Source organism: Blastococcus sp. URHD0036 (assembly GCF_000701365.1).
In the GTDB taxonomy this organism is placed as follows: domain Bacteria; phylum Actinomycetota; class Actinomycetes; order Mycobacteriales; family Geodermatophilaceae; genus Trujillonella.
Genome location: NZ_JNIK01000017.1, coordinates 218,766 through 239,242 on the forward strand (window position 1 = coordinate 218,766; position 20,477 = coordinate 239,242).

Sequence of the window (20,477 nt, forward strand, 5' to 3'; positions counted from 1 at the left end):
TCGTGCTCATAGACGCCGGACTCGAGCAATTCCGGCCGAGTTGGCAAGGGGACTCGAATGCTCTGGTTCGTCGTCGCAATCTCGGCGCTGGTATTCGCCGGTGTCGCAGGCACCTGCTATCGACTGACTCGCAAGTCAGCAATCGGCGAAGTGATTCCAGGTCGGTTCGCCGCGCTGGCGAAAGCAGCACTCGCCCCTCCGCCCGCACTCATGGAGGAGATCTCGGGAGCCGGGTCCTCACCGACGGACCCCGGAGACAACAGCGCTCCCGGATCCCGACTCGCCACGGGCGCACCGCAGAAATTGTGGTCCATCGGGCGACGCTCGGCGCTCGGCGACGCATTGGTCCCCGGCGCGATCGCCGGCGCAGTCGGCGCCCACACCTGGCTGGCTTCTCCGCAGAGCGTCCTCGACGCTATGCACGCGCTGACACACGACCAGGTGTCCACCAGCCTGGATCTGTGGAACGGCGTGCGGGAAAACGGCTACCAGCTGTGGTCCGGGCAGTCGATCATCAAGTGGCGAGGTCACGTCGGTGAGCAGCAGGTCATGGAGCAACTCACGCCATGGCTAGGCGATCGCGCCCAGCTCGAGCCGCTCAGCAACAACCCCGGGTCCGACCTCTCGATCGACGGCCGCGACTTCAATGTCAAGCTGACGGAGAACTACGCGAATGTCGCCCCGTCCCACTTCGCCGACAATCCCGATGTCCCGATCATCATCAACTCCAACGCTGCCAACATCCCCTCAGACGCTCTACACGTCGATCTCTCCAAGCCCTTCGACGTCGCCATGCTGGACGGGCACCACGTGATCGTGGCTGACGGCCTGACTCTCTCCGGCGCAGAGGACGCCTTGATGGATGCCTTCGGTCCTGCGGCGGGAGGGATCCACGGCGCGGGAGACCTGGGTGATGCAGCGTCGTCGGCCCTGCAGGACACAGCTCTACCGGTCCTGGGTTCCGCAATCCGTGTCGTGCGAAGCGGCTTCCGGGAGGGTGCGCTCCTCAAGCACCACGGCGACACGGGACGCCTCGTCAAGAACATCACGACCGACGTCGCCGTCACCGGGGGTGGAGTTGCTGTTGGCGGCACGGTAGGCCACTCGTCGGGGGCGGGATCGACGTCCTCACCGGTGGTCTGACCATGGGCGCAGGCACTCTGCTCGGCGGCATCGTGGGGTCGGCGCTCGGCGGCCTCTTCGGATCCAAGGCGGCCCAGAACATGCGACTAGCTCCGTTGCATGAAGCTCAGGCGTCCTCCCTGGCGAAGCTGGAGGCGTATTCGAGCAAGGTGACTGAAGTCGAGGAGCACACCAATCGCACATGGCACGACGAAGTCCTTCCTGATGCCCGGCGTCGTGCGGACGCCGCGGCGTCAAGCCTGAAGAAGACGACGGAGACCGCCCTCTCCGCGGCCCGCGCCGACCTACGAGCCGCCACGACGCTCGATCGAGGGAGTCGCCGACAGCTCCTCGACGCTGCCCGGCAACGAGTACAGCAAGCCCTCGACGAGGAACGGTCGGGCTTGGCCCGTCGTCGAGCGGCCTTGTGGATGTCCGCCGCCGACGCAGCGTGGGAGACCCCCGACGTCTTCGACGTCGTCCTGGCCTCACCCGAAGGCGAACGGGTCACGCGGGAGTGGCTCGAGGACGCATCCGCCCGCCAGGAGCTCGTCCTGGCGGCCGCCGCTGAGACGACACGCTTGATCGGGGCGGCCGCAGCCTTTACGCGAGCGGAACTGGCGGCCTACCTCGCGGACACACGAGCCGAGCTCTTCACGGAGGGGAAGCGGCAGCTCGAGGATCCTCTGCAAGACCTCGAGAAGGCGAATGACGAGGTTCGGCGGGAATTGGTGACTACGGGACTCGTCGAGCCGGAGGACCTCGACGACGTGAAGCGATAGCCGCTGATTTCCTCAAGAGGGGTGGCGCTGCAGGCGTCACCTTTTCGCGACCGAGAACACGACGTCCCCGCGACCACTCACGCAGACCCCACAGCGGATGCAGGCCGAGCCCTTCTGGCTGATCAGTGGAATCCGTCTTCCGTTCTCCGGACAGGGATAACGCTTTCCGGGAAGGCTCGAGAGGTCTTCCCGACCGGCGGCAAATGTCTCAGCCAGGTACGCCCAGTGGACCCACGGATTCCGCTTTCTCGCCTCTCGCGCTACGGCCAAGTTGTCGGGATCAACAGACAGGTAAACGGTCAAGTTGGGCAGATAGGCCAGCGTCGGGAGGACGTCGAGGGCCCTCGGATCGAAGCTGCGCGTGTACACCCAGAAGTGGATGTCCGAGCTGGAGCGGATGACATCCGCCCACGCCTCGGCGTAGGCCAGTGAGAAGAAGTCGCCGTCCCAGTGGATGCGGAAATCTCGAGGGACGACGGCGCCTCTTCGCTCTGCCCGCTCGCAGTCAACTCGGAAGCCGGCGATCATGTCGGTCAGCAATACAGCCATGCCATTCCGGTCGAGCCCCGTCAGAGCTGCCATATTGCCGACCAGGACCTCGCGCAGGCCCTTGTAGAGCTTCTCGAGCTTTCCCGCGTAGCAGACACGCTCGCAGGTGGCGGTAGCTCCGGGACAGGAGAATGCCCGCCCGGCCGGAAGCCCGAAGGTGTTAGCGAGCTTCGCCGTTCGCCCGTTGGGCGAGGGCAGGTTCGTGACCTTGCGATCCGCCGAACGCCGGAGCCTGCGCTGGGACCGGTCCGGGACATCGTTGCTCGGGCCCGGACTTGTGGGCTGAGTCGGGGAGGCGGCAGAAGGCGCAGCCTCCGCAGCCAGGACCATGGCCGGCCCTGGTCACACCGTCGGAGGGCTCGGACCTTCCTCTACACCGGCCTGGACCCTCGACTGCGAAGGTCCCAACGCCCGGGACATATTCCGTTCCGTGGTAAGCCGCCGACGTGGTGCGACCGCGACGGTCGGACCTGTTGCGTCGCTGTGAGTGCCGTCCATGGCTGTCCCCTCGGCTACGTGACGCCAAGGGTCCGCACGGTGATCGATCAAGGCAAGGTTCTCAGCCGCCCGGGAGGCCCATAGCTCGAACCGAGCACGTCATATCGCGCGGTGGTGACCCTGTGGAGGCAGGTCCTCGCGACTAGCAGTTCCAGGTTTGCAGGCCGACCATGCACATCAACACCCTGTTGTATTCGGCAATCCGCTCGTCCGTCGTCATCTCCGGTTCCGTACCGACTCCGTCGGCGAAGCCGTCGGCGTAGCCCTCGTTGAGCCCGTCCGAGTAACCCTCCGCTGCCCCCGCGGCATAACCCTCGTTGTAGCCGGCACTGTGTCCGTCAGCGACACCGGACGGATAGGCGAACTCGGCTCCCGCGTTCCAGGCACTCAGGGTCGCGGCAGCGATCTGCTCGTCGAACTCTGCACGCAGTGAGGACTCGGCGGCGCTGCTTCCGGCCCGCCGTCCCTCCTCTACGCCCTCGGCACGCTGAACTTCGGCATCCTGAGCCGCCTCCTCGAGGTCCACCTCTCGCAAGATGAAACCAAGGGCCGCCAGCCCTGACGTCATCAGGCAAGCGAGGCTCAGGAGCGCCAACGAAAGCCGAACACGACGACGCCTCGCCGGAGGGCGTGCCACGGCTGGTGATACTTCTTCCGCCACCTCGCCAGGTGACGGCTGTTCCTCGACTCCCACTGCATCAACGTCCACGGTCAGACGATTAGCACCTTCCATGTCCGCCGCGGCGCAAGCGAGACCGAGCGGCCCGGAATCGGTATCAAGCAGCGCCCTCGCCCGGCCGGAATGGACCCGGTAGGTACGTTCAGCGACTTCTACGCAGAGCGCTGGAGCGAGAACTATCTCCCCTGGTGGCCGCCTTCGGCGGCGAACCCGAGGTCCAGGAGTGGGAGATCGCCGTCCTGCACCGCGAGCACGCCCTGAGGGACGGCGGTGCTGCGCGGCTCACCTGGGCGCAGCTGGACGGTGCACCGGAGCAGTTCGTCGAGGCCTTCCGCACGAGGCTGATGCCGAAGCTGGAGGAGATGCCCGGCTTCTGCAGCGTGAGCCTGCTGACGAACCGCGACATGGGCCGGGTGGTCGGCACCGTCTCCTTCGAGAGCCGCGAGGCCCTGGAGCGGACCCGCGAGCAGGCCCGGTCCCTGCGGGAGAATGTCACCGGCTCCATGGGCGCCACGGTCACGGACGTCGCCGAGATGGACGTCGCCCTCGCCCACCTGCGGGTACCCGAGACGGTCTGACCGCCGCCCGGCAGGGGCCGGCCCCGAGGCCGGCCCCTGCCACGGCCGGCCACGGGCGTGGCGCCGCGCGTCAGGTGCCGATCTCGGTGCGGACCGCATAGAGCTCGGGGAAGAACGTCAGGCCATCGCGTCGGTAGGTCGGTGCACACGACTCGGGAGAGCTCAGCCGACGGTGACCGACCCGGTCGTGTTCGGTACGAGCTCGAGCCACGTCGGCCCGGGCGACAGCACCACCGGCCCACCCCCGGGCAGGGCGAGGACGACGGGCTCCCCCACCGACGCCTTCGACCACTCAGCCTCGAGGGTGTGCCCGCCGGTGGCTACCAGCGCCACCCCGTCACCCACCATCACCGTCTCCGGCACCGCGGTGCCGGCGCTGTCCGTGAACGCCGTGTCGACGACGTCCACGCGCAGCACCACGACGTTGGTCGCCCGCAGCCGTGCGCCGTCCGTTTCAAAGGCAGACTCCGCTCCCTCAGCCCGCAGCCACGCGCCGTCTCCGGCGCTCCAGGTCCACTGCGGCTCGGCGATCGCCGACAGCGCCAGGTCGAGGGAGCCCGTCCGGGCCCCGTCCGCCACGGCGGTCGGTTCCGCCCCGAACCAGAACTGCGCCGGCGGCGGAGCTCGATGCCCGTCGTCGGCCTGGGCCAGCAGCGCGGCCGGATCGACATAGGTGTTGTGCGGCGCCACCCGGTCGCCGACCCGGGCGAAACCGGGCCCGGTCTCGGGCTGGACGACCTGCAGGCCGGCCGCGCGCGCCCCCTCGATGAAGGGCGCCTGCCCGCCGGAGAACGCCATGAGCCCGTGCAGCGGAGCAGCGATCGGTGCATCCATCGGGCGCACCGAGCGCACCGGCCCCACCGTCGGCGGCAACGTCGAGTGGTAGACGGCGACGAACCGGCTGATCCCGCCTTCCACCACCTGCTCCCACACCACGTCGGCGGCGTTCAATCCGGTCTGCGGGCGCGCGGCCGGAGAGTTCTCGACCTTCACCGCGAGCGCCGGCCGTGCCATGTCCGCCCCCGCCGCGTCCACCCCCGTCAACGGCCACGCGCCGGGCGCCGCTTCGGGGACCGACCCACCAGCGTCCGAGACGCAGCTGACCGCGACGCTGAGCAGGAAGCCGGTGGCTGCGGCCGTCGCCACGCGGAACAGTCCGCCGCCGACAGAACGGCGGGCGGGGACAGCACGGGACGGCACGAACCAACTCCTGCTCGCGGACGGAGACCGGCCACCGGAGTCGGCCGACCCGAGCACGCTAGGTCGGCGGCCTCCCGGAACAGGCCCGCCGCACCGGACGCCAGGTGTCGATCCCGCCACGACGCAGAGCCCGATCAGCCGACCGCGACCGAGCCGGTCCTGTTGGGCACGAGCTCGACCCACGTCGACCCGGCTGCCAGCACCACCGGCGCGCCGTCGGGCAGCGTGAGGACGACGGGCTCCCCCACCGACGCCTTCGACCAGGTCGCCGCCACCGTCTTCCCGCCGGTCGCGACCAGCGCCTCTCCCCCGCCGACCATCACCGTCTCCGGCACGGGGTTGTTCGCGGGGTCGGTGAACGCGGTGTTGACCACGTCCACCCGCAGCACCACCACGTTCACGGCGCGCAGCGGCGCGCCATCAGAGGCCTCCACCGCCGGCGTCGTCCCCTCCGAGCGCAGCCAGGCACCATCCACGGCGCTCCAGGTCCACGACGGCTGGGCGAACCGCGACAGCGACAGGTCGAGCAGGCCCGTTGGCGCGCCGAGAGCCAGCGCGGTCGGTGCCGGCCCCACCACGAACTGCGCCGGCGGCGGAGCCCGGTGCGCGTCGTCGGCTTGGGCCAGCAGCGCGGCCGGGTCGACGTACGTGTTGTGCGGCGCCGACCGGTCGTTCACCCGGTAGAAGCCCGCGGAGCCCATGTCGGCCGACAGCACCTGCAGGCCGGCCGCGCGGGTCGCGCTGACGAACGGCGCCTGCCCCCCGGAGAAGGCGAAGAGGCCGTGCAGCGGAGCCGCGATCGCCGGGTCCATCGGCCGCACCGAGCGCACCGGCCCGAGAACTGGCGGCACCGTGGAGTGGTAGACCGCGACGTAGCGGCTGATTCCGCCCTCGACGACCTCCTCCCACACCATGTCCGCGGCGTTCAGCCCGGTCTGCGGACGCGCGTCGATCGAGTTCTCGATCTTGATCGCGAGCGCGGGCCGGTTGATCTCCGCCCCAGCACTGTCCACACCGGTCAGCGGCCAGAGCACGGGCGGCGGAGGTGGAGGCGGGGGCGTCGTCGGCGCGGCGGGCTCCGACGTGGCGGCCGGCATCTCGGCCCCCCGAAAGCCGTTCGACCCGCAGGCCGCCGTGACGCCGATCAGGAGCCCGATTCCGGTGACCGCCGCGATCCGGCGCAGGCGTCGTCCCGAGGCACGGCGGCGGAGAGCTGTCTCGACCTGCATGGCTCACCCCTGCCGCGAGACGACGACCGTCCGCCCCGGAGAGGGCTGACTTCCGCACGCTAAGCGCTGCCGCGGCCGAGACGGGGGCGCCACGGTGGATGTCCACAGCGATATCCCCCACGCCGCAGGGGCAGCTCGGCACGGGCTCGGTCACGACCTGATGGACGCCCGACGGCAGCGGCCCGTCGCGCCCCACGCGTCTCACCCCTCGGGGTGTCACAGCTACGGAACTGTTCCGGCCGGATGGAAGGCTGCGGCGGCGCCGAACCTGGCGCAGCAACCGCCACGCATGCAGCTGCTCCGATGGAAGGCCCTCGATGTCGCACCCCGATCCGGACGCGTTCGCGTCCGCGCCGCTCGCTCCGAGCTCCGAGGGCGCGGTCGAGATCCCCGTCGAGGGCCATGGCTGGCAGCCGGTCCCGGAGTCGCCGGCGGTCCGGCGCCGGAACCGGGTGGTGCTCGCCCTCAGCGCGCTCGTCGTGGTGCTGCTGGCCGCGGGCGGCGTGCTGACCGCCCTGCTGGTGGACGCGCGCACCACAGCGTCCGACCTGGCTGCCGAGGAGGCGGCCGAGGAGCGTGCGCACGCCGACGCGCTGGCCGGCGTCGAGACGGAACGAGCCGACGTGCTGGCGGCTATCGCCGACGCCGAGGACGACGCAGCCGACGCCCAGGACCGGATCCAGGCCGCGCAGCAGGCCCAGGCCTCGGCCGAGGCGCAGGCCGCGGCGGTCGAGGAGTCGCAGGCCGCAGCCACCGCCCACGCGGAGTCGGCCTTCCTCGAGTCGATGCGCGACGTCTTCCCCGGCGCGTCCGACGCCACCCTGCTCGACCGTGGCTACGGCCTCTGCGAGCACCTCGACACGTTGTACGTCGCCACCGTCTACAACGCCTACGACCACGCCACGGAGGTCTACGGCTACGAGTACGACGAAGCGCTGCTGATGGCCACGGCCGCCGTCGTCATGTTCTGCCCCGAGTACGACTACTGAGCTCCCCGGCCCCGCGAAACGGACCTCCCATGACCTCCCCCGCTTCCGAGCTGCCCGCCCCGTCTCCCGAGCTGCCGGCTCCGCCCGCCGTCACGTGGCACATGGCGGCGGCCGTGCCGCCGCCCCCGCGGCAGCGCCGCTTCCGCCCCCTCACCGTCGTCCTGGCACTGGTCGCGGCGGTCCTGCTGATGCTCGTTTGCGTCCTCGGGGCGCTGGTGCTCGACGCGAGGAGCACGGCCGACGACCGGGCCGCCCGCGAGGCGGCCGAGGACGACGAGCAGGCCGCGGCCCTCAGCGGTGCCGAGCAGGAGCTCGCCGACGCCCGGGGCCAGCTGACCGCCGCCGAGGCCGGAGCAGCCGATGCCCTGGCCGCCGCCGAGCAGGCCGAGTCGCTCCAGCAGGTCGCCGAGCAGGCCGCGGCGCCGAGCGCCGAAGCGCAGGAGGAGTTCCTGGATCTCCTGCGCGACGACGACCCGGTCTTCTGGACGGCCACCGACGACGAACTCGTCGACCTGGGGACGCTCACCTGTCAGTACTTCGGCGAGTTCGGCAACGGCGACGAGGTCGTGGCGGAGCTCGGCAGCATCTACATCTCGTTCGGCCTCTCGTCGTCCCAGGCGGCGATGCTGACGTCCGCCTCGATCGTGGTCTTCTGCCCCCAGCACAGCCTGGAGTAGGCCCGGCCGGGCTCAGCGGTCGCTTTCCGTCCACAGGCCGGTGAGGGCCGGACCGCTCCTGTCGCAGCGTCGCCCTAGCTTCCGGCGGCATGACCCCGAAGAAGCCCGAACCTGAACGCCCTCTCGACGACGTCTTCGCGCAGTTCCGGTCGAGCCTGCTCGACAGCCTGCGTCGCGCTGTCGACGCCCGCTCCCCCGGCCCGCTGCTCGGCGTGGCCTCCATGCTGCTGAACTTCCTGAGCAGCACGGATGTCGAGCCCGCGGCGACGTCGACGGTCGTCCGTGCCCTCACGACACTGCACCGCATGGAGACCTCCGCGGGCGCACTCGCGGTGGCGATCCTCGCCGGGGATGCAGACCTGCGCCGGTGGGTGCGACGTGACCTCGCCGACCGCGGGTTCACCGTGCCGCGGTGGCTGGCCGATCTGCAGAACTGCGCTCCGGTCGACCGCGCGGTCGAGGTCGCGGGCCCGTTCCGGGACGTCGACGAACTGGTCGTGGGCATCACGACTCCCAGCGGCCACGCCTTCACCGCGATCGTCCGTGTCGACAACGAACTCGGTGCCCGCGATTCCGGCGGCGACCTGTACGAGCGTCCCCTCGACACCGTCCTGGCGGGGCTGCGCCTCCCCGATGGCGCCGACATCCACCTCCGGGACATCTCACCCGCCGACGCCCGCGCCCGCCTGGAAGCCGCGCTGTCCGGCATCGACCTCGACGCCGTCATGGGCACCGGAACCGAGTGGCAGTACCAGCGCCCACTGCTCCGCTGGATGCTCGGATTTCTGCCGGCCGGAGGGGACGCGACCGTGCCGGGGAGCATCGACGACGTCGACCTCGACGCAGTCACCGCCGACTTCCTGGCCAGCCCGTGGGGCCGTCCCTGGACTCGCGGAGGTCTCCCACTGCTCGCCGAATCGGTCCTCGGAGACGGGCTGGGCAACGGCATCGGCGATCCGCTGCTGTGGGCTCCTCACCACGTCCGGCGGCTGCTCAGCCCCGATCCCTCCTACGAGATCCTCGAGCACCTGGACGCCGACCGCACGCCTGAACTGCTACGGGACGTGATCCGCTACGGCCACGCAAAGAGGGGCCTGCGCCCGGAGCTGACGGACCGCACCCTGGCCGCGGTCGACCGGTACGCCGGCGCGTTCCTCGATTCCGTCCGCGGATGGGACGCCGATGCGGGTTGACCGTCTCCGCGCCCGGGGGTCCTGTGGACAACTCCGGACGCCGTCCGCCGAATGGGCCAGAGTGCCGGGCCATGTCGACCCGACCGCACCCCGACGTCCGCACCACCAACGACGCCGAGCTGACCGAGCGCTGGCGCGCGCTCCTGCAGCTCGACGGCCCTCCGGCCCGCCGCTCGCTGTGGCTGGCCTGGCTGCGCCGCGACGGCTCCATGGTCCCGATGCTGATGCCCATCGATGAAGTGCCGCTCGAGCCGGACCGCATGGTGCTCGGCAACCTCGCGCTCATGCACGACACCGTCGCCGAGACCGAGGACGTCGAGCCGAGCGAGCTGCACCTGGCCATGCTCTTGGAGCGCCGCGGCCCGGCCGGTCTGTCGCCCGACGACCACGCGTGGTCCTCAGCGATCGAGGCGGTCCTGCGCGACCGTGCCGGCGTGGACTGCAGCCTGCACGTCGGGAACGGGCGGACCGCCGTCGCCGTCCTCCCGCGGTTGCGGTGGCCGACGCGGTGAGTCCCTCAGGACCTGCCTCGGGCAAGAGCGGGGATGACGTGCCCGTCAGACAGTCTCGGGGCGATTGGGTTGTGGCTACAGTTGAGAGAAGAATTGTGGCCACAGGAGGTGGGATGACCAGCATCGGGATCCGCGAGCTGCGCGACAACCTCAGCAAGCACATCGCTGCGGTGGCAGGTGGCGCCACGATCACCGTCACCGATCACGGACGGCCGGTCGCCCGCATCAGCCCGATCGACGTGCCGTCCCAGTTGGACCAGCTGGTCGCCGAGGGGATCGTCACGGTGCCGCGAGGTCCCAAGCGCACCGCCCCGGACCCGATCGTCGCCGATGTCGCGCTGTCGAAGATCGTGCGCGCCGACCGAGCGTGAACCTCTACCTCGATACGTCGGCTCTGGTGCCGCTGCTGGTGAGCGAGGCGTCGTCCGCGCGCTGCCGGCAGCTGTGGAATGCCGCGGACGTCGTGCTCTGCTGCGCCATCGGACACGTCGAGGCGTCCGCAGCGCTGGCCCGGGCCGGTCGCGGCGGCCAACTCCCCGAGGCCGCCGTCCGACGAGCCGCCGCGCTCCTGGACGAGCTGTGGAGCGACATCGCGGTGATCCCGGCCGACCGGGAGCGCCTGACCGCCGCTTCGGCCGCCGCCCACCGCCACGGCCTCAGGGGGTACGACGCCGTCCACTGCGCCGCCGCTCTCGCCATCGCCGGGGACGACGTCGTGGCCGCCACCGGCGACCGGGAACTCCTGGCCGCGTGGCGGGCGGACGGTCTCGCTGTCGTCGACGCGAACGCCTGACTTCCTCCGCCAGGCCTCGGTAGCGTCTCGGGCGATGCCGAAGAGCAAGAAGCGGAAGCCTCCACGGCCGAGGCAGCGACGGACCAGCCCCGAGACGGAGCTGATGGATGGGCTGCGCGCCGGGCTCGACGCCCCGACTCCGGGGCCCTTGCTCGGCCTCGTCGGGATGCTGCTCAGCGTCGCCGCCTCCGACGATGACCCGGCGACCGCGCTCGCCTCCATCGTCCGCGCCCTCTCCGATGCCGACCGCGAGGAGGCGTCGGCAGCGCTGCTGGCTGTCGCCACGATGACGGTCGAGCCCGAGCTGCGGCGCCGGGTGCGACGGGAGCTCGCCGAGCGCGGTCACGTCCTCCCCCGCTGGCTCGCCGACCTGCACCGCGCAGAACCGGTCGACCGCGCCGTCGAGGTCAGCACGGTGTTCCGCGACACCGACGAGCTGTACGTCAGCGTGTCCGTGCCGGGCGGTCACGTCCTCACCGCGATGGTGCTCGTCCACAACGAGATCGGGGCCGTCGCCGTCGACGCGTCGGTCGTGGAGCTACCGCTCGAGGAGGTCCTCGCGCTCGTGACCGAGGACGACGACCCGGACCTCCGCGTGCGCGACGTTCGCCCGGCAGACGCTGCTGCGCGCGTCCACGGTGCCCTCGCCGCACTGGACAGCTGGCCCCACGACGGACTCGGATCGCCGACGCTGGTCGAGTCGCGCGGGCTGATCGAGTGGATGGTCTCGCTCCTGCCCGAGGGCGGCCGGGACGACGTGCTCCAGGAGCTGTCGGACGACGAGCTCGACCTGCTGGCCGAGGGCTTCCTGACCAGCCCCTTCGGCACGCCGTGGTCGGATGCGGGTCTCCGGCCGCTCGTCGACGAAGTGCTCGCGGCCGGTAGCTCCAACGGCATCGGGGATCCGCTGGTCTGGAGCACGCACAACGTCGAGGCGGTGCTCGACCCCGACGGCCGGCACTTCGGCCGCCGGACGCCCGGTGCCGAACGGGCACCCGATGTGCTCCGCGACCTCATCCGGTACGGACACACCGAGCGTGGCCTGCGGACGGCTCTCACCGATCAAGCGCTCACCGCGATCGACGCAGGTGCCGACGCGTTCCGGCGGGCCGTCGCCGCTCCGGGAGGACGCTGACCTGCCCCGGCCCTCTGGCGGCAGCCGGGGCGACGTCCGCCTCCTCCGTCAGCGGCGGCGCAGCGCGGCGTTCCCGATCCACGGCGGCACGTAGCCGGCGTCGTCCGCCCGGATGTTGGTGCCCGGGGGGACGATCTCGTCGATTGCGTCCAGGACGTCGTCCGACAGCACGAGGTCGGCGGCGGGCAACTGCGACGTCAGCTGGTCCATCGTGCGCGGGCCGATGATCGCCGAGGTCACACCGGGGTGCCGGATCGTCCAGGCGATGGCCATCTGCACCAGCGTCATGTCGTTCTTCTCGGCGAGCTCGGCCAGGGCATCGGCCGCGTCGAGCTTGCGCTGGTTCACCGGGTCGGAGAGGTCGTAGCGGCTGGCCATCGCGCCGCCGAACGCCGTCGCCCGGCTCGTCTCCGGCGCGTCCGCGCCCTTGCGCCACTTGCCCGACAGCCAGCCACCGCCCAGCGGGCTCCACACCAGCGTGCCCATGCCGTACTGCTGACAGACCGGCAGCACCTCGCGCTCGATGCCGCGGGCCAGCATCGAGTACGGCGGCTGCTCGGTGACGAACCGGCCGCTGTGTCGCCGCTCGGCCGCCCACTGCGCCTGCACGATCTGCGACGGCAGGTACGTCGACGAGCCGAAGTAGAGGATCTTGCCGGCCCGCTGGAGGTCGGTCAGCGCGTCGAGGGTCTCCTCCACATCGGTGTCCGTCGACGGGCGGTGGATCTGGTAGAGGTCGATGTGGTCGGTGCCCAGCCGGCGCAGGCTGTCCTCGACGGCCCGCACCAGCCACCGGCGGCTCCCGCCGCGCTGGTTCGGGTCGCGGCCCATCGGGCTGAACGCCTTCGTCGCGAGGACGACGTTCTCGCGCCGCGCACCGGCCAGCGCCTTGCCGACGATCTCCTCCGACTCCCCGGCCGAGTAGACGTCGGCGGTGTCGACGAAGTTGATCCCCGCGTCCAGCGCCGCGTGGATGATCCGGACCGAGTCGTCGTGGTCGGCGTTCCCCCACTCGCCGAACATCATCGCGCCGAGGCAGAGCGGGCTGACCTTGACGCCGGTACGACCGAGCGTGCGCATCTCCATGACCCCACCGTTGCCCTCGCCAACCATCCCGGCAACCCCGGACACGACCTCATCCCCTGCGGTCGATGCCGGCCGGGCGCGAGGGCGACACAGTGGTGGATCGAGGCGTTGCCGCCCGGGCGCCGCCCCACCGGAGGGGAGCGGCAGCATGCACGCACGGTCCACCACCATCCACGGCGATCCTGCCTGCATCGACGACGCCGTCGCCTACCTGCAGAACAAGATGCTGCCGGAACTCATCCAGCACGAGGGCTGCCTCGGGCTGTCGGCCCTGACCGACCGGGAGACCGGCCGCTGCATCGTGACGACGGCGTGGACCGACCAGGCGCTGATGCGCGCCACGGCCGAGGGCATCCGCCCGTGGCGGCACAGCGTCGAGCACATGCTCGGCAGCCAGCACTCCGACGTCCAGGAGTGGGAGATCGCCGTCCTGCACCGCGACCGCCCGGCCGGCGACGGCGCCGCCGCGCAGGTCACCTGGGCCCGCACCGCACCGGAGGACGTCGACGGGCTGCTCGGCGCCTACCGGACCGACCTGCTGCCGCGACTGCAGCAACTGCCCGGGTTCTGCAGCGTCAGCGTGCTGGTCGACCGGCGCGCCGGCCGCACGGTCGCCGTCACCAGCTTCCAGAGCGAGGAAGCGCGGTCCCGCGACCGCGCCCGGCAGTCGCACGCGCAGTTCGCTCAGGGGAAGGGCTCGACGATCATCGACGTCCACGACATGGAGCTGGCGCTCGCGCACCTGCGGGTGCCCGAGCTGGTCTGAGCCTCAGGCGCCGATCTCGGTGCGGACGGCGTAGAGCTCGGGGAAGAACGTGAGGTCCAGCGCCCGCTGCAGGAAGTTCAGGCCCGACGACCCACCGGTGCCGGTCTTCCCGCCGATGGTCCGGCGGACGGTCAGCAGGTGCCGGAACCGCCAGAGCTGGAAGTTGTCCTCGACGTCCACGAGGCTCTCGCAGGCCTCGTAGACCCGCCACGGGGTGTCCTCGGACTCGTAGATCCGCCGGAAGACCGGCACGAGCTCCGGCTGGAACGCCCACGGCTCGCGCTTGTCCCGCTCCAGGACGTGCGCCGGGACGGCGAAGCCGAGCCGGGCCAGCAGGGCGAGGAACTCGTCGTAGAGGGTCGGCGAGTCCAGGAGCTCGGCGAGCACCGCCTGCGCCTCTGGCTCGCTGTCGAAGACCTTGAGCATGGCGGCGTTCTTGTTGCCGAGGATGAACTCCACGGCCCGGTACTGGGCGGACTGGAAGCCCGACGCGCTGCCGAGCGAGCCGCGGAACTGGGCGTACTCCCGCGGGGTCAGCGTGGCCAGCACCGACCACTGCTCGGTCAGCGTCCGCTGGATGTTCTTGACCCGGGCCAGCGACTTCAGCGCGGCTCCCACGGCGTCCGACGCCAGGTAGGCCCGGGCGGCCCGCAACTCGTGCAGCACCAGCTTCAGCCACAGCTCGCTGGTCTGGTGCTGGACGATGAAGAGCATCTCGTCGTGGTGCTCCGGGTTGCTGGCGGGGTGCTGGGCGCCGAGCAGCCGGTCGAGATCCAGGTAGCGGCCGTAGCTCATCCGGCCGGCGAGGTCGGTGGTCACCGACTCCTCGATCGGCCGCACCTGGCGATCGGAGTGATCCCCGGCCATGACGCTCCCTCCCCTGCCTGGCGCCGCCGCCGGACGACGGCAGTCTCATCCTCCCGCGGTCAGACCAGGGATGTCCGGCGGACGACGACGGAGCCCGCCCCCTCCAGGAGGAGGGAGCGGGCTCGTGTCGGTACGGAGGTCAGCGGGCGCCGACGCTCCGCCAGTAGGCGTTGAGCGCCCCATTGGTCTTGATCATCCAGACCAGCGGGCCGACGAGGATGAGCGAACCGAAGATCACCCAGAGGCCGGTCGTGGCCGTCACGGGACGGGGGCGGCCCTGCCGGGCGTACAGGTGCCCGACCTCGTTGGGGAGGGCGAAGACCGTGACCAGACCGCCCGTGAAGATCGAGAGGACGAGGCCCAGCGCGCCGCCGAGGCCCTCGCCGGAGTGCTGCTTCATCTCCTCGAACGTGGCGTAGTAGTAGAAGAGGCCGTAGATGCCGAAGGTGATGATGCTCAGGCCGATGACGGCCCAGGTGCTGCGCACCTTGCCCACGGGCCCGAGCGGGCGGCCGGCCACGACCGGCATCTGCTGGCCGTAGGGCATGGGCGCCTGCTGGTACCCGTAGGGCGCCGGGGCGTACTGCGGCGCGGTTCCGTACGGCTGGGCAGGCGGCTGGTCCAGGGTGGACATCGAATTCCCCGTTCTCTCGCCGGACTGTCCGGCGGGTCGGCAGAACGGTAGGAGCGCAGCCACCCCGGATGCGCGACTGCACAGTTCTGGATCCGCGCGTCGCGCGCCTCCTGTCCCAGCGGCATCGGGACGACGGAACTGTCGCAGCGCTCACAGTCCCGAACGCCCCACCCGTCGCAGCCGCGAGCGCGCCGTCCCCGGAACGGGGAGGATCGCGACATGGAACTGGCCGACTTCCTGATGTTCCGCATCGAGGAGGACGAGGGCTTCGCCCGAGACGCGGTCGACGCCGATCACGACTGGCGGGTCAAGGAGAGCACCATCCGGCTCTGGCCCGAGGACCGCGAGCCCGCCGACGGCCACCTGGCCTTCCCCCGCGAGGCCCACGCCCGCCACGCGACGATGTGGTCCCCGGCCCGCGTCCTGCAGGAGTGCGCCGCCAAGCGGTTCATCGTGGAGGACTACCGGGCCGCGCTGAACGCCCACCGCACCGGCTGGGACGTCCGCTCCCCTCGGGACTACCCGCTGCGCGCCCTCGCCGTCGCGTACGCCGACCACCCCGACTACGAGGAGGGCTGGCGGCTCTGACCGGACGTCAATCGGCCGCGTGGCGAGGAGCTCCCCGGACCACCGCGGAGCCCTGCCGATAAAGCCCGTGGCGGCGGCTAGTAGCCATATCCAGATGCGGCAGCGAGGCCGATGGGGCACTCATCGCCGTAAAGATCGATCGAGAAAGATCCTGCGCCCCCGGCCGGGAGTTCGTCCTCTTCGGCGTAGGAGCGGGCGTAATCGATCAGGCTGCCGTCGAGCCCGAAACACATGACGTCGGCGCTGATGGGGCCACTCACGGCGACGCTGTTCTCGTTCGTGACGGCTCCGATGATCTGGCTGCCGTTGTTGTTGATCTCGGTGACGGTGACCGGGAGGAAGTAGTCGTCGACGGAATCCGCGTCGACGCTGAACTGAAACGTGGATCCCGGCGGGATCTCGGAGTCGAAGTACACGTACCCGTACGCGATCTCACCGGGTGCGACGACCTGTGGTTGGAATCCTTGGGACGAGCCGGACCCGACCAAGGCGCCGGCGGAGTCGCGCGCGGTCCCGGTGACCTCGATACGGCCGACTTCGTCGGAGGTGTTGTTCCGCACGACCATGTTGACAGCGCCGCCACTGTCGGTGGTCTCACCGGCTACGACGATGCCCACCACCCCCGGATCGCCAGTCGGCAGCGACACGGCACTCAGGTCACCGAACCCGATGACGTACCGGGATGCGTCTGGCGCCGCCGGCCCGGTCGAGGTCGTCGGCGCCGCCGAGGTCGGCGGAGCGGTCTTCGTGCGGGCTGCGTCAGGTTCGTCCTGCGCGGCCGTGTCGCCGCCGCCAGCCGTTCCACACCCAGCCAAGACGAGGGCTGCACCGACGAAGAGAACCCACATCTGCCGCTTCACGGGCGGACCCTACCCAGCCGTACCGGAACTCCTCGGGTTCTCGCCGGGCGCGTCGACCGCGTCACGCAGGCAGCGCCGGGGGCTCACGTCCGAGCCTCGCGCTCTGTGCGCGGACCAAATCGAGCACGGCTGCTGCACGAGCGAAAGGAGGCTCTCACCGCCGCCCTGCTCGCCGCTCTTGACCTGGAGGACCCGCCTCTCCTCGGCTGACAGCGGACCGCACTCGGCGCATAGGGGCCAGCCAGTGAACGCAGGTCAACTGAACAGGCCTCGGATGTCGTCGGCCGTCAGCGGGCCGGTCAGCGCGCCGTCGTCGCCGTCCACCACCCGGGCGAACAGGTCGCGCTTGCGCTCCTGCAGCGCCAGCACCTTCTGCTCGATCGTGTCCGCGGCGACCAGCCGGTAGACCATCACCGTCTTGTCCTGGCCGATCCGGTGCGCCCGGTCGATCGCCTGCGCCTCCGCGGCCGGGTTCCACCACGGGTCGAGCACGAACACGTAGTCGGCCTCGGTCAGGTTCAGCCCGAACCCGCCGGCCTTGAGGCTGATCAGGAAGACCGGCGCCCCGCCGTCCCGGAACGAGGAGACGGCCGCGTCGCGGTCCCGGGTCGACCCGTCCAGGTACGCGTACGGCAGCCCCTCGGCGTCCAGCCGTTCGCGGACCGTGCCCAGGAAGCCGGTGAACGAGCTGAACACCAGCGCCCGGTGCCCCTCGGCGACCACCTCCCGCAGGTGCTCCAGGAACGCGTCGGCCTTGCTCGACGGGATCCCGGCGTAGGCGTCGTCCACCAGCGAGGCGTCCAGCGCGAGCTGCCGCAGCAGCGTCAGCGACCGGAAGATCGTGAACCGGTTGCGGTCCAGGTCGTCGACCAGGCCGAGCACCTTGCGCCGCTCCCGCTGCAGGTGGGTGTCGTAGACCTTGCGGTGCTTGGGGTCGAGGACCACCTCCAGCACCTGCTCCTGCTTGGGCGGCAGCTCGGCGGCCACCTGCTCCTTGGTGCGGCGGCGCATCAGCGGCCGGATCCGCCGGCGCAGCGCGGCCAGCCGCTCGGGATCGCCGGTGCGCTCGATCGGGGTGCGGTACTGCTCGGTGAACCGCTTCGGGTGCGGGAACAGCCCCGGCGCGACGATGGAGAGCATCGACCACAGGTCCATCAGGTCGTTCTCCACCGGCGTGCCGGTGATCGCCAGCTTGAACCGAGCCGGCAGCCGGCGCGCCGCGGCATAGGTCTTGGCCTGGTGGTTCTTCACGAACTGCGCCTCGTCGAGCACCAGCCCGCTCCACGGCAGGGCCCGGTACTCCTCCTCCCCCAGCCGCAGCAGCGTGTACGAGGTGACCACCAGGTCCGCGTCGCCGACGACCGAGGCCAGGTCCGTGCCGCGCTTGCGGCCGGTCGCGGCGATCGTCCGGACGCGGAGCCCGGGCGCGAACCGCGCCGCCTCCCGCGCCCAGTTCGACACCACGCTCGTCGGCGCCACGACCAGCACCGGAGCGGTCAGCTCCCCCGCCTCCTGCGCCCGGCACAGCAGCGCCAGCGTCTGCAGCGTCTTGCCCAGCCCCATGTCGTCGGCCAGCACGCCGCCCAGCCCGAGGTCCCACAGCGTCGACAGCCACTGGTAGCCCTCGAGCTGGTACGGGCGCAGCTCCGCGTCGAGCGAGGCAGGCGCGGCCGGGGGCGCCACCGACTCCACATCGAGCAGCCGGCCGACGTCGCGTTCCCACCGCTCGCTTTGCTCGTCGACCACGCCGAGCTCGACGAGCTCCTCCCACAGCCCCGCCTGGTAGCGGGTGATCCGCAGCCCCGGCCGGTCGGCGTCCTGCAGCGCCCGCGCCTCGTCGATCAGCGCGCGCAGCCGGTCGAACTCCGGACGGCGGACGTCGAACCACGTGCCGCTGGGCAGCAGCAGGAACTCCTCGTTCTGCGCCAGCGCCGCGAAGAGCAGGGCGAAGGGGATGTCCTCGTCGTCCACTGCGACGGCCACGCCGAGGTCGAACCAGTCGCCGTCCGAGGGGTCGGTCGCCGACAGCCGCACGACCGCCGCGGCGTCGGACCGGCGGTAGTCCGGCGCCTTCCCGGTCTGCTCGACCTCGACCCCGGCGGCGGCCAACCGCGGCAGGAACTCGGCGGTGAGGACGGCGGCGTCCATCCCGGTCACCTCCGCCGTGGGGATCGGCCGCGGCGGGGCGACGTGCCACAGTCGCAGCAACCGGTCCGGCGGCTGCGGGAGCGCCCGCAGCAGCCGGTCCTCGGCGGCGGCGTCCCGCCCCGCATCCGGGACGACGCCCGTGCCCCGGGCCAGCGGCACCCGCCGCACCTCCTCCCCCGACCGGTACAGCACCGACCAGGTCAGCCGGGCCCGATGGCCGGCCGCGTGCTCGACCAGCAGGTGCAGCCGCGGCGGCAGCACCTCCGGCAGCTCCACCGAGGCGTCCGGCGAGCGCACCGGCAGCGCTCGGCGCAGCGCGGGATAGAAGCCGGTCAGGAAGCGGGCCCGGTCGTCGGCCGGCACGCGGACGTCGCCCGCGGCCAGCAGCTTCTGCACGGTCCGCGGGATCCGCTGCAGCGGGACGAGCACCAGCCCGCTGCCCGCCTCCTCCGGCAACCTGTCGGCGCCGGGCACGAGCGCTGCGCCGTGCGGTGGGTTGCCGAGCAGCAGCAGCGACCCGGCCGGGACGCGGACGCCGTCGCCCAGTTCCGCGACCGCTTGCAGCCGCAGCCCGTCGCCGTCGGACCGCACGTCGACGACGAGCTCGCCGGGGTCGGTCAGCACACGCACGGGCTCGTTGCGCCTGGTCAGCAGGGTGACGCCGTCGTCGACGGCCTGTCGCAGCGCCGGCCACAGCCCGGGACCGGCGGCCTCCAGCAGCACCGGGGGTTCGGCGCCGTAGTAGTAGCCGGACGCCTCGGGCCCCCGCGCCGCCTGGTGGACCGCGAGGAGGGCGGCCACGTGCGCGGCGTCGCGGTTGGTGTGGTGTTCGTACGGGAGATTCCGCCACGAGACGCCGGTGCGCACCCACCGGCTCCGCGCGCCCGGCACGACCGGCTGCAGCCGCACCGAGGCCGGGCGCCCCTGCTGCGGGTCGACCTGGAACTGCAGCCCCATCGCGACGACCCGGCCCGCGCGGGACGGCACGCCGTCCTGCACCAGGTCGGCCAGCGCCCGTTCCCACGCGGGCGGGCCGGCGACGGCCGGCGCAGAGGGGCCGACCAGGGCCACGATGCCGCTCTCCCGCGCGGCGACCAGCATCGCGGCGACGTGCTTGCAGTCCATCCCGATCGGACAGCTGCACGCGCCCCGCCAGCGGTGCTGGATCGCGTCGTACCGCGCCATCGGCCGGTAGAGGAGCCCACCGCTGCCGGCGACGTCGGCGCTCATCTCCCGGGTGGCGATCCGGAAGTCGATGTCCAGCACGCGCCCCTCGTCGGCATAGAGGGCGCCGCGCCGGAACGTGTCCTCACCGACCGACCGGTGGATCACCGAGTCGGCCAGCAGGTGGCGCAGCTCCTCCAGCACGGCCCGAGGCTAGGTGCGCCCGGCGACGGACGGCGCGGCCGTCCACAGATCCGCCGTCCTCGGCTCTGCGTCGGATGCGGCTGTGGACGACGAACTCGCGGATCGCGCCGAGCTGCCACGGTGCGCCACATGACGACGACTTCAGTTCCCCACGCGAACCGGCCGACCGACCAGCCGCCCCGGAGGAGACGTCCCGGAGGTCCGGTGCTCATGTTCGTCGGTGC

At 71.4% G+C, this 20,477-nt stretch carries 21 protein-coding genes; 12 read left to right on the top strand and 9 right to left on the bottom strand.

What is annotated here, in order from left to right; all coding sequences use genetic code 11:
• Positions 1-57: 57 nt before the first annotated feature.
• Together N555_RS0119375 and N555_RS0119380 are read left to right on the top strand one after the other, a co-directional pair.
• Positions 58-1,143 carry a hypothetical protein gene (locus N555_RS0119375; RefSeq protein WP_156036452.1) on the top strand — a complete coding sequence of 362 codons (1,086 nt, stop codon included), beginning with the start codon at positions 58-60 and terminating at the stop codon, positions 1,141-1,143.
• Positions 1,144-1,145: 2 nt separating this feature from the next.
• A complete protein-coding gene (locus N555_RS0119380; RefSeq protein WP_029433149.1) occupies positions 1,146-1,904 on the top strand; it encodes a hypothetical protein in 759 nt (252 codons plus the stop codon).
• Between the two features lie 36 nt (positions 1,905-1,940).
• Here the strand turns inward: N555_RS0119380 and N555_RS28010 are convergent, their stop codons facing one another.
• Positions 1,941-2,783 (bottom strand): GP88 family protein, encoded by an 843-nt coding sequence (locus N555_RS28010; protein ID WP_156036454.1) that lies wholly within the window; start codon positions 2,781-2,783, stop codon positions 1,941-1,943.
• Positions 2,784-3,093: 310 nt separating this feature from the next.
• Positions 3,094-3,477, bottom strand: a complete 384-nt coding sequence (locus N555_RS0119390; RefSeq protein ID WP_156036456.1) for a FliH/SctL family protein — start codon at positions 3,475-3,477, stop codon at positions 3,094-3,096.
• Between the two features lie 341 nt (positions 3,478-3,818).
• Here N555_RS0119390 and N555_RS0119395 point away from each other — a divergent pair, with 341 nt between their 5' ends.
• Complete coding sequence (locus N555_RS0119395) at positions 3,819-4,208, top strand: antibiotic biosynthesis monooxygenase (RefSeq protein WP_051684262.1); 390 nt, start codon at positions 3,819-3,821, stop codon at positions 4,206-4,208.
• Positions 4,209-4,370: 162 nt separating this feature from the next.
• Here N555_RS0119395 and N555_RS0119400 read toward each other — a convergent pair whose 3' ends face one another.
• Together N555_RS0119400 and N555_RS0119405 are read right to left on the bottom strand one after the other, a co-directional pair.
• Positions 4,371-5,354, bottom strand: coding sequence for a DUF3048 domain-containing protein (locus tag N555_RS0119400; protein ID WP_231503017.1), 984 nt, complete (start codon positions 5,352-5,354; stop codon positions 4,371-4,373).
• Between the two features lie 188 nt (positions 5,355-5,542).
• On the bottom strand, positions 5,543-6,421 hold the full coding sequence (locus N555_RS0119405) for a DUF3048 domain-containing protein (RefSeq protein ID WP_231503018.1): 879 nt from the start codon (positions 6,419-6,421) through the stop codon (positions 5,543-5,545).
• Positions 6,422-6,954: 533 nt separating this feature from the next.
• On the opposite strand from N555_RS0119405, the gene N555_RS0119410 reads away from it, so the two are divergent.
• The 7 genes from N555_RS0119410 (at position 6,955) to N555_RS0119440 (ending at position 11,936) form a co-directional block, all read left to right on the top strand.
• Positions 6,955-7,626, top strand: a complete 672-nt coding sequence (locus N555_RS0119410; protein WP_029433155.1) for a DUF732 domain-containing protein — start codon at positions 6,955-6,957, stop codon at positions 7,624-7,626.
• Positions 7,627-7,655: 29 nt separating this feature from the next.
• Positions 7,656-8,303, top strand: coding sequence for a DUF732 domain-containing protein (locus N555_RS27040; protein WP_051684263.1), 648 nt, complete (start codon positions 7,656-7,658; stop codon positions 8,301-8,303).
• An 89-nt stretch (positions 8,304-8,392) separates the two neighbouring features.
• On the top strand, positions 8,393-9,496 hold the full coding sequence (locus N555_RS0119420) for a hypothetical protein (RefSeq protein ID WP_029433157.1): 1,104 nt from the start codon (positions 8,393-8,395) through the stop codon (positions 9,494-9,496).
• 71 nt (positions 9,497-9,567) lie between these two features.
• The gene (locus tag N555_RS0119425) at positions 9,568-10,008 is read left to right on the top strand and encodes a hypothetical protein (protein WP_029433158.1); all 441 of its coding nucleotides are present in this window, start codon (positions 9,568-9,570) and stop codon (positions 10,006-10,008) included.
• A 113-nt stretch (positions 10,009-10,121) separates the two neighbouring features.
• Positions 10,122-10,379, top strand: coding sequence for a type II toxin-antitoxin system Phd/YefM family antitoxin (locus N555_RS0119430; protein WP_034511514.1), 258 nt, complete (start codon positions 10,122-10,124; stop codon positions 10,377-10,379).
• Positions 10,376-10,801 carry a type II toxin-antitoxin system VapC family toxin gene (locus tag N555_RS0119435; RefSeq protein ID WP_029433160.1) on the top strand — a complete coding sequence of 142 codons (426 nt, stop codon included), beginning with the start codon at positions 10,376-10,378 and terminating at the stop codon, positions 10,799-10,801. The genes N555_RS0119430 and N555_RS0119435 overlap by 4 nt, the downstream gene beginning before the upstream one ends.
• A 103-nt stretch (positions 10,802-10,904) precedes the next feature.
• Positions 10,905-11,936: a hypothetical protein gene (locus N555_RS0119440; RefSeq protein WP_051684264.1), complete on the top strand. Its 1,032-nt coding sequence runs from the start codon at positions 10,905-10,907 to the stop codon at positions 11,934-11,936.
• 48 nt (positions 11,937-11,984) lie between these two features.
• Here N555_RS0119440 and N555_RS0119445 read toward each other — a convergent pair whose 3' ends face one another.
• Positions 11,985-13,022 (bottom strand): aldo/keto reductase, encoded by a 1,038-nt coding sequence (locus N555_RS0119445; protein ID WP_029433162.1) that lies wholly within the window; start codon positions 13,020-13,022, stop codon positions 11,985-11,987.
• Positions 13,023-13,170: 148 nt separating this feature from the next.
• Here N555_RS0119445 and N555_RS0119450 point away from each other — a divergent pair, with 148 nt between their 5' ends.
• Entirely contained in the window at positions 13,171-13,788 is a 618-nt protein-coding gene (locus tag N555_RS0119450; protein ID WP_029433163.1) for a hypothetical protein, read from the top strand.
• A gap of 3 nt (positions 13,789-13,791) precedes the next feature.
• On the opposite strand, the gene N555_RS0119455 is transcribed toward N555_RS0119450, so the two are convergent.
• Together N555_RS0119455 and N555_RS0119460 are read right to left on the bottom strand one after the other, a co-directional pair.
• Positions 13,792-14,655, bottom strand: coding sequence for a tryptophan 2,3-dioxygenase (locus N555_RS0119455; RefSeq protein WP_029433164.1), 864 nt, complete (start codon positions 14,653-14,655; stop codon positions 13,792-13,794).
• Positions 14,656-14,794: 139 nt separating this feature from the next.
• Entirely contained in the window at positions 14,795-15,289 is a 495-nt protein-coding gene (locus N555_RS0119460) for a DUF4234 domain-containing protein (RefSeq protein ID WP_081866366.1), read from the bottom strand.
• Between the two features lie 219 nt (positions 15,290-15,508).
• Between N555_RS0119460 and N555_RS0119465 the strand changes: the two genes are divergently transcribed.
• Positions 15,509-15,877, top strand: coding sequence for a DUF6221 family protein (locus N555_RS0119465; protein WP_029433166.1), 369 nt, complete (start codon positions 15,509-15,511; stop codon positions 15,875-15,877).
• A 77-nt stretch (positions 15,878-15,954) separates the two neighbouring features.
• Here the strand turns inward: N555_RS0119465 and N555_RS0119470 are convergent, their stop codons facing one another.
• On the bottom strand, positions 15,955-16,737 hold the full coding sequence (locus N555_RS0119470) for a hypothetical protein (protein ID WP_029433167.1): 783 nt from the start codon (positions 16,735-16,737) through the stop codon (positions 15,955-15,957).
• Positions 16,738-16,992: 255 nt separating this feature from the next.
• Positions 16,993-20,253 carry a DEAD/DEAH box helicase gene (locus N555_RS29165; RefSeq protein WP_029433168.1) on the bottom strand — a complete coding sequence of 1,087 codons (3,261 nt, stop codon included), beginning with the start codon at positions 20,251-20,253 and terminating at the stop codon, positions 16,993-16,995.
• Positions 20,254-20,477 lie beyond the last annotated feature (224 nt).

Bases quoted from the DNA above. Each gene is read 5' to 3' on its own strand.
- N555_RS0119375 (WP_156036452.1), top strand. From the start codon at position 58: ATGCTCTGGTTCGTCGTCGCAATCTCGGCGCTGGTATTCGCCGGTGTC.
- N555_RS0119380 (WP_029433149.1), top strand. From the start codon at position 1,146: ATGGGCGCAGGCACTCTGCTCGGCGGCATCGTGGGGTCGGCGCTCGGC.
- N555_RS28010 (WP_156036454.1), bottom strand. From the start codon at position 2,783: ATGGTCCTGGCTGCGGAGGCTGCGCCTTCTGCCGCCTCCCCGACTCAG.
- N555_RS0119410 (WP_029433155.1), top strand. From the start codon at position 6,955: ATGTCGCACCCCGATCCGGACGCGTTCGCGTCCGCGCCGCTCGCTCCG.
- N555_RS27040 (WP_051684263.1), top strand. From the start codon at position 7,656: ATGACCTCCCCCGCTTCCGAGCTGCCCGCCCCGTCTCCCGAGCTGCCG.
- N555_RS0119420 (WP_029433157.1), top strand. From the start codon at position 8,393: ATGACCCCGAAGAAGCCCGAACCTGAACGCCCTCTCGACGACGTCTTC.
- N555_RS0119425 (WP_029433158.1), top strand. From the start codon at position 9,568: ATGTCGACCCGACCGCACCCCGACGTCCGCACCACCAACGACGCCGAG.
- N555_RS0119430 (WP_034511514.1), top strand. From the start codon at position 10,122: ATGACCAGCATCGGGATCCGCGAGCTGCGCGACAACCTCAGCAAGCAC.
- N555_RS0119440 (WP_051684264.1), top strand. From the start codon at position 10,905: ATGGATGGGCTGCGCGCCGGGCTCGACGCCCCGACTCCGGGGCCCTTG.
- N555_RS0119445 (WP_029433162.1), bottom strand. From the start codon at position 13,022: ATGGAGATGCGCACGCTCGGTCGTACCGGCGTCAAGGTCAGCCCGCTC.
- N555_RS0119450 (WP_029433163.1), top strand. From the start codon at position 13,171: ATGCACGCACGGTCCACCACCATCCACGGCGATCCTGCCTGCATCGAC.
- N555_RS0119455 (WP_029433164.1), bottom strand. From the start codon at position 14,655: ATGGCCGGGGATCACTCCGATCGCCAGGTGCGGCCGATCGAGGAGTCG.
- N555_RS0119460 (WP_081866366.1), bottom strand. From the start codon at position 15,289: ATGTCCACCCTGGACCAGCCGCCTGCCCAGCCGTACGGAACCGCGCCG.
- N555_RS0119465 (WP_029433166.1), top strand. From the start codon at position 15,509: ATGGAACTGGCCGACTTCCTGATGTTCCGCATCGAGGAGGACGAGGGC.